The sequence below is a fragment of the Pectobacterium jejuense genome, assembly GCF_026800125.1.
Taxonomy (GTDB): Bacteria; Pseudomonadota; Gammaproteobacteria; order Enterobacterales; family Enterobacteriaceae; genus Pectobacterium; species Pectobacterium jejuense.
On sequence record NZ_JAPQKX010000002.1, the window covers coordinates 491,491 to 504,644 of the forward strand.

A 13,154-nucleotide genomic window follows, 5' to 3' on the forward strand; every position below is an offset into this window, starting at 1 on the left:
CGCACATGGCACGCCCGGAGAATTCATCACCCGCTCGCCGTCGCTTTCTGCGTGACGCCGTCCGCGCCGTTGCGGGTTTATCCGCCGCGGTGACGGTTCTCGGCATTCAGCAGCGGCGCGCTCAGGCCGACGTACTCCGGCTGCGGCCGCCGGGTGCGCTGTCTGAAGCGGCGTTTTCCGGTGCCTGCATACGCTGTGGCCAATGTGTTCAAGCCTGCCCGTACGACACGCTGAAGCTGGCAACGCTGGTCTCCGGTTCCGCAGCCGGTAGCCCTTACTTTGTCGCGCGCGATATCCCGTGCGAGATGTGTGAGGACATTCCCTGCGTGGTCGCCTGCCCCAGCGGGGCGTTACAGCCGCTGGACGCTATCGATGACGCCCGCATGGGATTAGCGGTGCTGCTCGATCAGGAGAACTGCCTGAACTATCAGGGGTTACGCTGCGATGTGTGCTATCGCGTCTGTCCCCTCATCGATAGCGCCATCACATTGGAGCCAGAGCGCAATACCCGCACCGGAAAACATGCCCGTTTTTTGCCTACGGTGCATAGCGATGTCTGTACCGGCTGCGGCAAATGTGAAAAAGCCTGCGTGCTGGAACAACCGGCGATCAAGGTTTTGCCGCGCGCGCTGGCAAAAGGCGAACTCGGACATCACTACCGTTTCAGTTGGCTGGAGGCACGCGATGGCAAATCGTAAGCAAGACGCAGGACGAGAAGCCCGAGCGAAAAAAGGCTGGTGGCGCAGCCACCGCTGGCTGGTCTTACGCCGTCTGACCCAGTCTCTGGTGCTGCTCATGTTCCTCAGCGGTCCGCTCTTCGGATTTTGGATCCTGCACGGCAACTACAGCGCCAGCCGCTTGCTCGACACTGTGCCGCTCAGCGATCCGCTGATGGTGCTGCAAAGCCTGGCTAGCGGACATCTGCCCGCTACGCTGGCGCTGGTCGGTGCGCTGATTATCGCGTTGAGCTATGCGCTGGCAGGCAAGCGCCTGTTCTGTAGCTGGGTCTGCCCGGTTAATCCGCTCACCGATTTAGCCGCCTGGCTGCGTCGTCGTTTCGGCATTACTGCCTCGGCGACGATCCCCCGCAATCTACGCTATCTGCTGCTGATCCTCATTCTGGCAGGGAGTGCGCTGGCGGGCGGGCTGCTGTGGGAATGGGTCAACCCGGTTTCACTGATGGGTCGCGGGCTGATTTTTGGGTTTGGTGCAGGTATCTGGCTGCTGCTGGCGCTATTTCTGTTTGATTTGTGGGTCGTAGAACACGGCTGGTGCGGACACCTGTGCCCGACTGGCGCGCTGTACGGCGTACTTGGCGGTAAAGGCGCACTGGTTGTGGATGCCACCGAGCGTGAACGCTGTACGCGCTGTATGGACTGCTTTCATGTCTGTCCGGAGCCACAGGTGCTGCGCGCCCCCCTGCTCGATAAACACAGTCCGGCACAGGTGACTGACCGAGACTGCATAACATGCGGACGTTGTATTGATGTCTGCGCTGAAGACGTTTTTAAAATAACCCTTAGATGGAAATCGGGAGCAAAGTCATGAAAAGCCTGAGAATGGGATGGTTTCGCTGGATCACCGCCCTGACAATAATGGGCAGTACAATAATAGGCAGTGCAATCGCTACTGCACAGGTCGATTTAAGCCAATCGCCAGAAGTCGCCGCGACACAGCCGGGAAATAGCCGGATGCCGAAGCAGCAGGAGCGTATGGCGCTCAACTATGTCAACCAGCCACCGATGATCCCGCATAGCGTGGATGGCTATCAGGTCACCCCGACCTTTAACCGTTGCCTACAGTGTCACGGCGTAGAGAGCTATCGTTCCACCAGCGCCCCCCGCGTCAGCCCGACCCATTTTGTCGACAGAGACGGCAAAGTGCTGAGCAATGTCGCCCCTGCGCGCCATTTCTGTCTGCAATGCCACGTACCGCAAGCGGACAGTTCGCCGATTACCGGTAACACGTTCACCCCTTCTAAAGGCTTTGGTCAGTGAGGTTTGCTATGAAACAACCAGGAAAAGTGGGACGGTTGTTGCGCCAGCTGTGGCAATGGTGGCGCCGCCCGAGTCGGCTGGCGCTGGGAACGTTGCTCATTATCGGTTTCGCGGGCGGTATTTTCTTTCTGGCGACATCCCAGAAAGGCATGGAAATGAGTAACAGCGAGGCGTTCTGCATCAGCTGTCATGAAATGCGCAATACGGTTTATCAGGAATATATGGAAACCGCGCACTACAGCAACCGCAGCGGCGTGCGCGCCACCTGCCCGGATTGCCACGTTCCGCATGAATTTGTGCCGAAAATGGTGCGTAAGATTCAGGCCAGCAAAGAGCTGTACGGCAAGATAATGGGCACGATTGATACGCCACAAAAATTTGAAGCCCACCGGCTGACGATGGCGCAGAGCGAATGGCGGCGCATGAAAAATAACAATTCTCAGGAATGCCGCAACTGTCACAACTTTGACTATATGGACTTCTCAGGGCAAAAAACCGTCGCGGCGGAGAAACACAGCGAAGCGATAAAACTCGGTCAAACCTGTATCGATTGCCACAAAGGCATCGCCCACAAACTGCCGGACATGCACGGCGTCAAAAGCGGGCTATAACCCGCGCCTCGAAGTAACACTCGGGACGGCGTCTGCCGTCCTATCGTTGCTGACAAAGTCCGTCGAGCGGTAGTAACGGATAGATCGTAAAGACGCTGTAAATACCGTGAGGGTTTCGTGCGCAGTAAGCCGCGTGACTTTCTGCAACTCGCGTCGCATGCGCCCGACGCGGGGCGGCTCAATTGCCGTCGCCCCGCGACCCCTGGCTTTTTGCGGTAAATCGCGCCGCTTCGCGGTGCCTTCTGTGTTCATGCCCGCTGTTCGGACCGTCTGCGACGCGTTCCTTACGCGGCGCAGACTTTCGCGGCGTCCATGCCGCTCATCCGGCGGTCATGTACACCTCTGCGCGATTTTTTACGCGAACCAATCCCATAAAATCAAAAGACTGAACTTCGTTCATTGTTATTTTGGAGCAGATGTTTCCGTCTGTGCTGAGAGCGGCCTTAGCCGCCCCGTGTCGGGCGCGTGCAACGAGAGTTGCGGAGAGTCACCCTGCTTATAGCGCACGAAACCTTCGTCGTAACAATAGAAACAACAAGCACCGTAACAACAGAAACAACAAAGGGCGATATATCGCCCTTTTGCTATTGATGATGAAGAAAAAAGACCTACTTCCCGGTGACTGCCTGAACCGACAGTGACGCTTTGGCCTGTGCCACGCTGCGCTCGATGACCGCTCGGCGCGTGTCGTTTTGCGGTAGCAGTTTCAGCATCATTTGCCAGGCATCAATCGCGTCCTGATAGCGCTGGGCTTCATAAGCGTTGAAAGCCAGCAGGCTCAGCACGCGCACATTGGTCGAGCCGGAATTCATCAGCTCACGTAGCATGTCACCACCACGCTGGCTATCACGCGGGTCGGTAGAGCGCGACAGCAGGTCGGCATAATCCAGCGCCAGATCCGTGTTTTTCGGATCGAGCTGGAACGCCTTGGCAAACGCCTGCACGGACATGTCGTAGTTATTCAGCAAGCCCGCAATGCGCCCCAGCATCCACCAGTCTTGTGGATTGTCTGGCTGCGTCTCCAACTGGCTACGCAATCCCAGACCGAGACGTGCGACCTCTTCAATAGTCAGCGGTTCGGCGTCAGGATCCAGCGCTCGCTTCATCAGGTCCGGCGTTAATGCCACAACCTGCTGTAGCTCCTGCACCCGATTAATCGCCGAGGTTTTCCAAAACACGCCGAGGCTGACGATGATCAGCAGCAGCACGCCCGGCAGCAAAACCCAGCGGTTCAGTGGGCGCTGTTGTGCCTTCGCACCGCCGGGAATATCCTGCAATAGCGTGTGCTGGAGTTCTTCAACCATCTGAGCACGTTCCTGCTCATTAGCAACATCCGCAGTAAGCTCACGCAGACGGTCGCGATACAGCGCCTGATTGATCGCATCGCGATCGTATTCGCCCCGTGACGACCACGGCGCAAGCAGCAGCGCCGAAAGCGCCATCAGCGATAGCACAATGGTTGCAGTCAGTAGCATCATTCCGATTTCTCCTCACGTCCCAACAGCGTCTGCAAACGCTTTTTATCCTGTTCGCTCATCGGTTCTTTGGCGTTTCTGATACGGCGTGCGCGCTGAATAATCATCCACGCGCCCGCGGCCAGAAACAGCGCAGGCAGCAGCCATAGCAGGAGGGTAAACGGCGTGATCGGCGGTTCATACGTCACAAAGTAGCCGTAACGATCCACCATATAATCGACAACCTGCTCTTTCGTTTGCCCCTGCTGCATCAGTTCGTACACTTTCTGCCGCATATCCGAAGCAATCATCGAGTTGGAATCGGCAATGCTGTTGTTCTGGCATTTCGGGCAGCGCAACTGCATCGTTAACTCACGAAACTCTTGCTCCTGCGTGTCGTTGTCAAAACGCAAGACCTCGGAGGACGCCAGCACGCTGAACGACAGCAGCAATGCGCAAAGGAAACTCAGCACTCTCATGCGCCGCCCTCCTTGCTGTATTTTTCCCACAGCGGTTGCAGCGTTTCTTGCCACACCTGCATATTGAGATCGCCCGCATGGCGATAGCGAATGATGCCTTTCCCGTCGATCAGGAAGGTTTCCGGCGCGCCGTACACGCCCAGATCCAGCCCCAGCATGCCGTCGCCATCAAACAGGCTCATCGCATAGGGGTTGCCTAGCGTCTTCAGCCACTCAATCGCTTTGGGGCGTTCATCTTTATAATTCATGCCCACGACGCGAATTCCCTGCGCCGCCAGCGTGTTGAGGAACTGGTGCTCGGCGCGGCACGTCGGGCACCAGGTCGCCCAGACGTTCAGCAGCAGCGGTTTGCCATCGCTCAGCTCAGATTGGTTATAAACCTTTCCCGGCTGATCCAGTGATTCAAGACGAAATTCGGGAATCGGTTTACCAATCAGGGCCGACTCCAGCCGCATCGGATCGTCACCGTCGCTGTTACGCACCAGTTGCCACAACAAGGCAACGGCCAGCAGCAAAAACAGCACGAGCGGGATTAACAAGATCTTGCGGCTCATGATACTGTCTCCCGAACGGCGCGACGCAGGCGATAGCGCGGGTCAAACATGCACAGGATGCCGCCTAACGCCATCAGCCCCCCGCCGTACCAAATCCAGCGGACAAAGGGTTTGTAATACAGCCGTACCGCCCAGCTACCGTCATCCAGCTTTTCACCCAAAGCTGCGTAAAGATCGCGCGTCACCCCCGCATCAATCGCGGCTTCCGTCATGATCGCGCCGCTGGTGTTGTAGAAGCGTTTTTCCGCTTTCAGCGTCGCTTCCGGTTTGCCGTTGTGCGTGACCTCAATCGTTCCTTTAGCGCTTTGCCAGTTCGGCCCCACGACATCACGCACGCCTTGAAACGTAAAACGGTAATCGTGGATCTCGATGCTGTCGCCGGCACGCATCCGTACATCCCGCTCAACGCTATAATTCTGGCTGAAGGCGATCCCTACCACCGTCACCGCCAGCCCAATATGACCGCACACCATGCCCCACTGGCTCAGTGAAAGTGTGGTCAAACCGCGCAGCAGACCATGACGACGGGTGGAACTGGTATGCAGCTCGTACACCGTTAAGAAGAACACCCACAGCGCCATCGACAGGCCAACCACCGTCATGGCAACAACGGAATCCTGGAACAGCCACGGCAGCAGCAGCGACAGTGCAGCGGTCACGGCCAGCGCAATCAGCAGCAGCTTACGTAGCTTTTGCGGCTCGTCACGCCGCCAGCGAACCAGCGGCCCCACGCCCAGCAGTAAGGCAAACGGTGCCATTAACAGGGTGAACATGGTGTTGAAGAACGGTGCGCCAATCGAGATGCTGCCTAAGCCCAGCTGTTTATGCACCAGCGGCAGCAGCGTTCCCAGCAGCACCACGAGTGTGGCCGCCATCAGGATCAGGTTATTGCCGAGCAGGAAAGTCTCACGCGACCAGAGCGAGTTCGTGACCCGCGCCCGTACCCGGTTGCCTTTGATGGCAAACAGCAGCAAAGAACCGCCGATGACAATGACCAGAAACGCGAGAATGAACATGCCGCGCGCCGGATCGGAAGCAAACGCGTGCACCGATACCAGTACACCGGAACGTACCAAAAACGTTCCCAGCAGACAGAGCGAGAACGCGCCGATGGCCAGCAACACCGTCCAGGCCTTGAAGCTGCCCCGCTTTTCGGTGACCGACAGCGAGTGCAGCAGCGCCGTACCCACCAGCCACGGCATCAATGACGCATTCTCTACCGGATCCCAGAACCACCAGCCGCCCCAGCCAAGCTCGTAATACGCCCAGCCCGAACCAAGCACGATACCCAACGTCAGAAATGACCACGCCGCCTGTGTCCACGGTCGGGACCAGCGTGCCCATGCGCTGTCCAGCCGCTCAGCCAGCAGCGAGGCGACCGCAAACGCAAACGCCACGGAGAACCCGACATAGCCCATGTAGAGCAATGGAGGGTGGAAGATTAACCCGACATCCTGCAGCAGCGGATTGAGATCGCGCCCGTCAATCGGGTAGTCCGGCAGCGTGCGCGTAAAGGGATTCGACGTCAGGATGATGAACAGCAAGAAGCCGACATTAATCATCCCCATGACGGCCAGCACGCGGGCGACCGCATCCAGCGACATCCCGCGGCTGAATACTGCCACCGCGAAGGTCCAGCCGCTCATCAACAGCACCCAGAGCAGCAACGACCCTTCATGTGCGCCCCACGCCGCCGCCACGCGATACCATACCGGCAACGCGCGGTTCGAGTTGTTGGCTACATAGAGGACGGTGAAATCATTGATCACCAGCGCATGCACCAACACGAGGAACGAAGCCAAAATGCATGCAAACAGCGCCCAGGCAAGCGGACGCGCCAGCGCCATCAGACGAGTATCCTGACGCGACGCGCCCCACAGCGGATATACGCTGAGCAACAGCGCGACGCCCAGCGCCAGACAGAGCAGATAATTGCCCACTTCAGGCATCATAACCGTTTACCCTCTGTGGTCGCTGCCGATGCATGACCGTTCTGCCCTTCCATCGCCGCCTTGATTTCCGGTGGCGTGTAGTTTTCATCATGTCGGGCAAGCACTTCTTTCGCCATAATATGGTCGTCGGTATCCAGAATGCCCTGCGCCACCACCCCTTGCCCCTCGCGGAACAGATCCGGCAGCATCCCGTTATAGGTCACATCCACGGAGCCCTGCGCATCATAAACGGTGAAGCGGACTTCTAGACTTTGGCTGTCGCGGCGCACACTGCCCGGCATCACCATGCCGCCGACGCGCAGACGCTGCCCGATCGCCGGTTTTTCCTGCGTTTCGTTTTTGCCGTAAAGAATTTCACTGGGCGTATAAAAGAGATCGATATTTGAGCTCAACGCATAGAGCGTCAGCGCGATCGTCAACACCGCGCCGCAAATGACGGCCAGAATAGCATAGAGGCGAGTTTTACGCGGGGCACTCATTGCGCCACCTCCATCGTTTCTGACTGGCGAGCCGTATTCTTGCGCTGCTCGCGCGCCTGTTGGCGGCGGATATCATTCAGCAATGCGCGACGATTCAAGAGGGTATGACCGACCAACGCGCTCAGCGGTAACAGCGTGAGCACCACGGCCAGCCAGACGTAAAAGGCATAGCCGCCCATCGCAAAGAAATCCTGCCAGCTTGTGAAAGCGATGTTCATCGGGCTATTCCTCCTTTATTAAGCAGTGCAGCCACCCAGGGTGCGCGGCGCTGCTGTACCAGTATCAAGTTACGCAATCGCATCAGTGACAACGTCACGAACAAGCTCATAAATCCTAACATCATGATTCGCAGCGGGAGACGCATGGCGGGATCGATCGTTTTCTGCATTTTTGTCGATCCCTGATGCAGGGTATTCCACCACTCGACCGAGAAATGGATGATGGGTAAATTCACCACGCCCACCAACACCAGAATGGCCGCCGCACGACCGGCAAGACGACGATCGTCAAACGCGTTGTAGAGCGCGATGATGCCCACATATAGAAACAGCAGAACGAGTTCCGACGTCAGACGCGCATCCCAGACCCACCAGGTTCCCCACATCGGTTTCCCCCAAGTGGCACCCGTCGTTAACGCAATAAAGGTAAACACCGCGCCGACCGGTGCCATCGCAGCCACGGCAAGCTCCGCCGTTTTTGACTGCCGAATTATCCCGACAAGCGCACATATCGCCATCACGGCATAGACGCCCATCGACCACACGGCCGCCGGCACGTGCACGTACATGATGCGATACCCCTGCCCTTGCTGATAATCCGCGGGCGCAAATCCAAATCCCAGCAAGCAACCGCCGATCAACAGCGCCGCGCTAAGCAGGGCAAACCAGGGGATAAGCCTGCCGCAAAGGCCATAAAGGCGATCCGGCTGCGTAAGCTGATAGTTCTTTTTCAACATAACGTGTGCTCACTCTGCGTAAAACTCATCCCAACGGGACGATGAAGGCGATCCTGAGATCGGAAAATTACTGTATGCTCACCCGCAACGCCGCCGCCGTGGCAAACGGGCTCAGGGTGGCGCTGCCCGCCAGAAAGGCACCGAGGATCGCCAGATACCCGCCCACCGGCAGTTGCATCATGGCGGCCTCGACCGCCGCCGTCGCAAAAATCAACAGCGGTATGGTTAACGGCAAGACCAACAGGCTTAACAGCACGCCGCTGCGGCGCAGCCCGACCGTTAATCCCGCCCCAATGGCTCCCAGAAAACTGAGCGTGGGCGTGCAGAGCAACAGCGTTAGCGCCATTACCCGCCAGCCGTGGCTGTCCAGCCCAAACAGAAGCGCCGCCAGCGGAGAAAGCAGTAACAGCGGCAGCCCGCTGACCATCCAATGCACCACCACTTTCGCCAGCACCACTAACGGCAGCGGCAACGGCAGCAGCGTCAGTTGTTCCAGTGAACCGTCCTGATAGTCATCACGGAAAAGACGATCCATACCCAGCAGCGAAGCGAGCAACGCCGCCACCCACACCACGCCCGGTGCCACGCGCATCAATAGCTGCGGCTCTGGTCCAATAGCCAGCGGGAACAAAATGATGACGATCAGGAAGAACCACAGGGGATTGAGAATTTCCGCGTTATTGCGCAACGCGACGCGCAGTTCTCGGGCAATCAGACGCCGCATGATGGGGTTCCCTCACTCGGTGTCAGTTGGATACAGCGAATGCCTTGAGCGAACGGACGCAGCGGCTGATGGGTGGTTAAAATGATGATGCCGCCGCGCGCAATATGGTGTTCCATACGCTGCGTCAGCATTTCGACGCCCGCCACGTCAAGCGCGGTCAGCGGTTCATCCAGAATCCACAGCGGAACATCGGTGAGCCACAAACGCGCCAGCGCGACGCGACGCTGTTGTCCCGCAGAAAGACGCGCCACGGGCACGTCTTCATAGCCTGCCAGCCCGACCGCGGCCAGCGCCTGCCAAAGTGCATCCTGCTGCTGTTGCGGATAGAAAAAGCGCAGATTCTCTTCACCGGTCAGGACACTCTTGATGCCCGGCTGATGGCCTAGCCACAGAAGCTGTTGATTAAACTGCTCGCGCATACGGTTGATGCGTTGCCCTTGCCAGCAGATTTCCCCCGATTCAGGCGTCGCCAGACCGCTTAAAATGCGCAACAGCGACGTTTTGCCCACCCCGTTGGCACCCGCAATCTGCACCATTTCTCCCGCGCTAGCCGTAAACGACAACGCGCTGAACAGCACATGCTCATCGCGTATGCAAACCACATCGCGCGCTTCTAACATCGGGGTGTACTCCTGCTTTCTTAGTGGCTATAGAATAACATGGTGCCCGTACTCCCCCTCTCGGGGGTCGTAACCATAAAGAGTTAATCTTTTTTATTGAGATCAATAAACTCGGCGATTCTGGTTATTCTCGTCATTATGACGGTGTCAAAAGTCGTGCTTGCCCTCTGACTCAAGGGGTATCACGCATTACTTCTGACTATTCTTCAGCAGCGTTGCCGTGTTGATCGCCTCGATCAACTGGACGCGATTAACCCGCGGGCTGTACGTATCCAGCAAGCGCTGCCAAATCGTAATCGCGCGCGCATAGTCCGCTTTCAGGAACGCGTCAGACGCCAGCAGCATCAGCGCCGTCACTTCATTGGCATCCAGCGCCAACGCTTTATCGACCATCTCTTGCATCGGGGGCGTGACGGCCTGACCCGCCTGGTAATACAGCACCGTCGCCAGCGCCGAATACAGTTCCGCGCTGTCGCCCTTCAGCGCAATCGCCTGTCGATAAGCGCGCAGCGCGTTGTCGTAGGCGTTACGGTAAAGATAATATTCACCCAGCTCAGCCCAGAGGACGCTGTTGCCCGGCGTTTTACGAATGTTATCCTGCAAGGTAGCGAGCTGTTTTTCCTGCTGTTGCGCATCGCTAAAATCGTGTAGCGGATCGGCAAGCCGCTGGCGTTCAGCCTGAACCAGCGCAGCACGCGGACTTAGCATGTAGAACGCCGCACTGCTCAATAGGATAGCGATGACCGCGACCACAACCGCGATGGCAGGCAGCGGGTGCTGCGCAGAAGAAGGCGATGAGGCTAACGGCAGGTCGTGGGACAGTTCTCGACCCAGCATCTTTGCCTCATGCTCGGACAGATGCTTCCCTGCCTGTTCACACTGAAAATGCCAGATGCGCTCAGCTAAACGCGGTAGCTTGTCATCCCCTTCCGGCTTGCGCAGGGGCAATAGCGGCCATAACAGTCCGGCAGCCAGAACGACAACCGCGATGGCGACAAACACCATGCTTAATAAATTCAGATCCAACAGGTTCACGCTTAACAGGCTCATGGGCGCCCCCCTCGGTTCTGTCGCCGCATCACTCGCCACGCGATCACCGCAATCGCTAACAGTAGAAACAGCGGCGTGAGCCAAAGGATGCCGGTTTGCATTTTCATCGGCGGGTTGTACTGAACAAAATCACCATAGCGCTGGTTCATAAACGCCATAATTTCTGACTTGTCCTTGCCCTGTTCCACCATGGAAAAGACCTCATGGCGCATGCTGACCGCCACGGGCGAATTCGATTCCAGCAGGCTCTGGTTCTGACATTGCGGGCAGCGCAGTTCGCCAGCAATCGCCATCGCGACCTGACGCTGTGCCTGATTGGAAAACGCCCAGGTATCGACCACCTGAGCCTGCACAGAAAAAGCCAGCAGCATGAAAAGGAGCGCAATGTATTTAGTCATAGGCCCTTCTCCCTCTGAACCACCCCAGCAGTGCGCCCGCTACCATCAGCAGGCCGCCGCCCCACACCCAGCGGACGCCGGTTTGCACATAGAAACGCATCGCATAGCGGTTTTCGCCGGTTTTCTCTCCCATCACGGCATACCATTCTCTGATCGGCCCCCAGGCAATGCCCGGCTCAACCATCTGTTGTTTACGTGCGTTGTAGTAACGGCGTTCCGGCATGACCTGAGCGATCGGTGAGTCGCCGCGATAAATCGCAATCACGGCCTGCTCTGCGGTGTAGTTCTGCGCCGCCACTAACTCCAGCTGTAAAAATCGAAAATGGTAGTCGCCCAGCGTGACCTGCTCTCCCTGCCCCACATCGGCGCTGATTTCCTGTTTGCTGCCCGCAGAGAACACAATCCCCAAGGCAAATAGCGCTACGCCCGTATGCGCCAGCAGTGCGGGAAGTTGCTGACGTATCACCGACAGCGGCTGCAACCACTGCGCAGCCATAGCCCAGCCGATCAACCCCGCAGCCAGTGCGACAGCATACCCATACGGCCATAAGACCAGAGCGGTAATAATGCCGACGGCCAGCGTCATGCCTACACGCCGGACAGGCCATCGCGTGCTACGTTTCCAGTAGCCCCCCGCTGCTACCCCGATGAGCAGCAGCATCAGGCCACCGAAGGGCAAGAGCACGCGGTTAAAATAGGGTGCGCCGACAGAGATTTTCCCCCAGCCCGCCAGCCCGTAGATCATTGGGTAAAGCGTGCCGAGCAGTACCACCAGTGCGACAGCGCTGAATAACAGCAGCACCAGCAGTATCGCCATTTCCCGCGACCAGCCGGAGAAGCGGGCAGCAGAGCGGACAAGCTGAGCACGCCAGCCATAAACCGCCAGCGCCGCCATACTCAAGCAGGCAAACAGAATAAATAGAGGCACCGCGCGATCGTGTTCAAGCGCGAAGGCATGGACAGACACCAGTATCCCAGACCGCACAATCAGCGTGCCCAGCAGACATAAAATGAACGTCAGCAGCGCCAATATCAGCGACCAATGGCGGAAGATGCCGCGCATGCGGGTGACAGACAGGCTGTGCAGTAATGCGCTGGCCGTTAACCACGGGAGCAGCGAGGCGTTCTCTACCGGATCCCAGAACCACCAGCCTCCCCAGCCCAGCTCGTTATAGGCCCACCACGATCCCAGGATGATCCCCAGCGTTAACAGGCTCCAGGCGGGCAGCGTCCAGCGCCAGCAGATCCAGGCAGTTGGCGCTGTAAACTCACCGTGAATCAGGGCGGCTAACGCCAGCGCCGCACTCACGGTTAATCCGCCATAGCCCAGATAGAGCAACGGCGGATGGAGGATGAGGCCAATGTGTTGCAGCATGGGGTTGAGATCCCTCCCCGCCACGGCAGGCGGGAAGAGACGCACAAAGGGATCGGAGAAAAAGACAATGAACACCAGCAGCGCGGTCGCGATCACGGCCAGCATCGCCAGCGTCAGCGGAAACAGATCGCTCGTCGCCTTGCGATAGCGGCAGGCAAACGCAGCGCTCCAGCCGGTTAAACATAACAGCCACAGCAGCAGCGATCCTTCATGCCCGCCCCAGACTGCCGCAATTTTCAGCCCCAGCGGTAAATCACGATGGCTATGCTGGGCGACATAGTTAACGGAGAAATCATCCTGTACCACGCTCAACGTCAGCGCGATAAACGCAAACAGCACCAGACCAAACAGTACTAACGTCCAGCACCGCGCCAGTCGGTAAGTGCCCGACCAGCGCAGGGAGTGGCCTGAAAATGTCAGCAACGCCGTTGCCACACCGACGCAAACCGCCAGCGACAGCGCGACATACCCAAATTCTGGCAATAACAGCATCAACAGGCCTTTTG

The 13,154-nt window shown here is 58.0% G+C and carries 16 protein-coding genes; 4 read left to right on the forward strand and 12 right to left on the reverse strand.

The window, feature by feature from the left end:
* Positions 1-5: 5 nt before the first annotated feature.
* Genes napG through napC form a run of 4 tightly spaced genes read left to right on the forward strand, consistent with a single transcriptional unit; the run spans position 6 to position 2,608 of the window.
* Positions 6-698, forward strand: coding sequence for a ferredoxin-type protein NapG (gene napG, locus NXT09_RS05685; protein WP_040032198.1), 693 nt, complete (start codon positions 6-8; stop codon positions 696-698).
* On the forward strand, positions 685-1,548 hold the full coding sequence (gene napH / locus NXT09_RS05690) for a quinol dehydrogenase ferredoxin subunit NapH (protein ID WP_268579103.1): 864 nt from the start codon (positions 685-687) through the stop codon (positions 1,546-1,548). Before napG ends, napH begins: the two co-directional genes overlap by 14 nt.
* Positions 1,545-1,997, forward strand: coding sequence for a nitrate reductase cytochrome c-type subunit (napB, locus tag NXT09_RS05695; protein ID WP_040032202.1), 453 nt, complete (start codon positions 1,545-1,547; stop codon positions 1,995-1,997). The genes napH and napB overlap by 4 nt, the downstream gene beginning before the upstream one ends.
* Before the next feature lie 8 nt (positions 1,998-2,005).
* Complete coding sequence (gene napC, locus NXT09_RS05700) at positions 2,006-2,608, forward strand: cytochrome c-type protein NapC (RefSeq protein WP_010276503.1); 603 nt, start codon at positions 2,006-2,008, stop codon at positions 2,606-2,608.
* 608 nt (positions 2,609-3,216) lie between these two features.
* Here the strand turns inward: napC and ccmI are convergent.
* The 12 genes from ccmI to NXT09_RS05760 all read right to left on the reverse strand — a co-directional run bounded on the left by ccmI (position 3,217) and on the right by NXT09_RS05760 (position 13,140).
* Entirely contained in the window at positions 3,217-4,086 is an 870-nt protein-coding gene (ccmI, locus tag NXT09_RS05705; protein ID WP_268579104.1) for a c-type cytochrome biogenesis protein CcmI, read from the reverse strand.
* A complete protein-coding gene (locus NXT09_RS05710; RefSeq protein WP_268579105.1) occupies positions 4,083-4,541 on the reverse strand; it encodes a cytochrome c-type biogenesis protein in 459 nt (152 codons plus the stop codon). The genes ccmI and NXT09_RS05710 overlap by 4 nt, the downstream gene beginning before the upstream one ends.
* Positions 4,538-5,095 (reverse strand): DsbE family thiol:disulfide interchange protein, encoded by a 558-nt coding sequence (locus NXT09_RS05715; RefSeq protein WP_268579106.1) that lies wholly within the window; start codon positions 5,093-5,095, stop codon positions 4,538-4,540. Before NXT09_RS05715 ends, NXT09_RS05710 begins: the two co-directional genes overlap by 4 nt.
* The gene (locus NXT09_RS05720) at positions 5,092-7,047 is read right to left on the reverse strand and encodes a heme lyase CcmF/NrfE family subunit (RefSeq protein ID WP_268579107.1); all 1,956 of its coding nucleotides are present in this window, start codon (positions 7,045-7,047) and stop codon (positions 5,092-5,094) included. Before NXT09_RS05720 ends, NXT09_RS05715 begins: the two co-directional genes overlap by 4 nt.
* Positions 7,044-7,526, reverse strand: a complete 483-nt coding sequence (gene ccmE / locus NXT09_RS05725) for a cytochrome c maturation protein CcmE (RefSeq protein ID WP_268579108.1) — start codon at positions 7,524-7,526, stop codon at positions 7,044-7,046. The genes NXT09_RS05720 and ccmE overlap by 4 nt, the downstream gene beginning before the upstream one ends.
* On the reverse strand, positions 7,523-7,744 hold the full coding sequence (gene ccmD / locus NXT09_RS05730; protein ID WP_205554431.1) for a heme exporter protein CcmD: 222 nt from the start codon (positions 7,742-7,744) through the stop codon (positions 7,523-7,525). Before ccmD ends, ccmE begins: the two co-directional genes overlap by 4 nt.
* On the reverse strand, positions 7,741-8,481 hold the full coding sequence (locus NXT09_RS05735; RefSeq protein ID WP_095701931.1) for a heme ABC transporter permease: 741 nt from the start codon (positions 8,479-8,481) through the stop codon (positions 7,741-7,743). The genes ccmD and NXT09_RS05735 overlap by 4 nt, the downstream gene beginning before the upstream one ends.
* Before the next feature lie 67 nt (positions 8,482-8,548).
* Positions 8,549-9,205, reverse strand: coding sequence for a heme exporter protein CcmB (gene ccmB / locus NXT09_RS05740; protein WP_010276475.1), 657 nt, complete (start codon positions 9,203-9,205; stop codon positions 8,549-8,551).
* A complete protein-coding gene (ccmA, locus tag NXT09_RS05745; RefSeq protein WP_174877893.1) occupies positions 9,193-9,825 on the reverse strand; it encodes a cytochrome c biogenesis heme-transporting ATPase CcmA in 633 nt (210 codons plus the stop codon). The genes ccmB and ccmA overlap by 13 nt, the downstream gene beginning before the upstream one ends.
* 189 nt (positions 9,826-10,014) lie before the next feature.
* Positions 10,015-10,875 (reverse strand): heme lyase NrfEFG subunit NrfG, encoded by an 861-nt coding sequence (gene nrfG, locus NXT09_RS05750; RefSeq protein ID WP_268579109.1) that lies wholly within the window; start codon positions 10,873-10,875, stop codon positions 10,015-10,017.
* Positions 10,872-11,273, reverse strand: coding sequence for a heme lyase NrfEFG subunit NrfF (gene nrfF / locus NXT09_RS05755; RefSeq protein WP_268579110.1), 402 nt, complete (start codon positions 11,271-11,273; stop codon positions 10,872-10,874). The genes nrfG and nrfF overlap by 4 nt, the downstream gene beginning before the upstream one ends.
* Positions 11,266-13,140 carry a heme lyase CcmF/NrfE family subunit gene (locus NXT09_RS05760; protein WP_268579111.1) on the reverse strand — a complete coding sequence of 625 codons (1,875 nt, stop codon included), beginning with the start codon at positions 13,138-13,140 and terminating at the stop codon, positions 11,266-11,268. Before NXT09_RS05760 ends, nrfF begins: the two co-directional genes overlap by 8 nt.
* Positions 13,141-13,154: the final 14 nt, after the last annotated feature.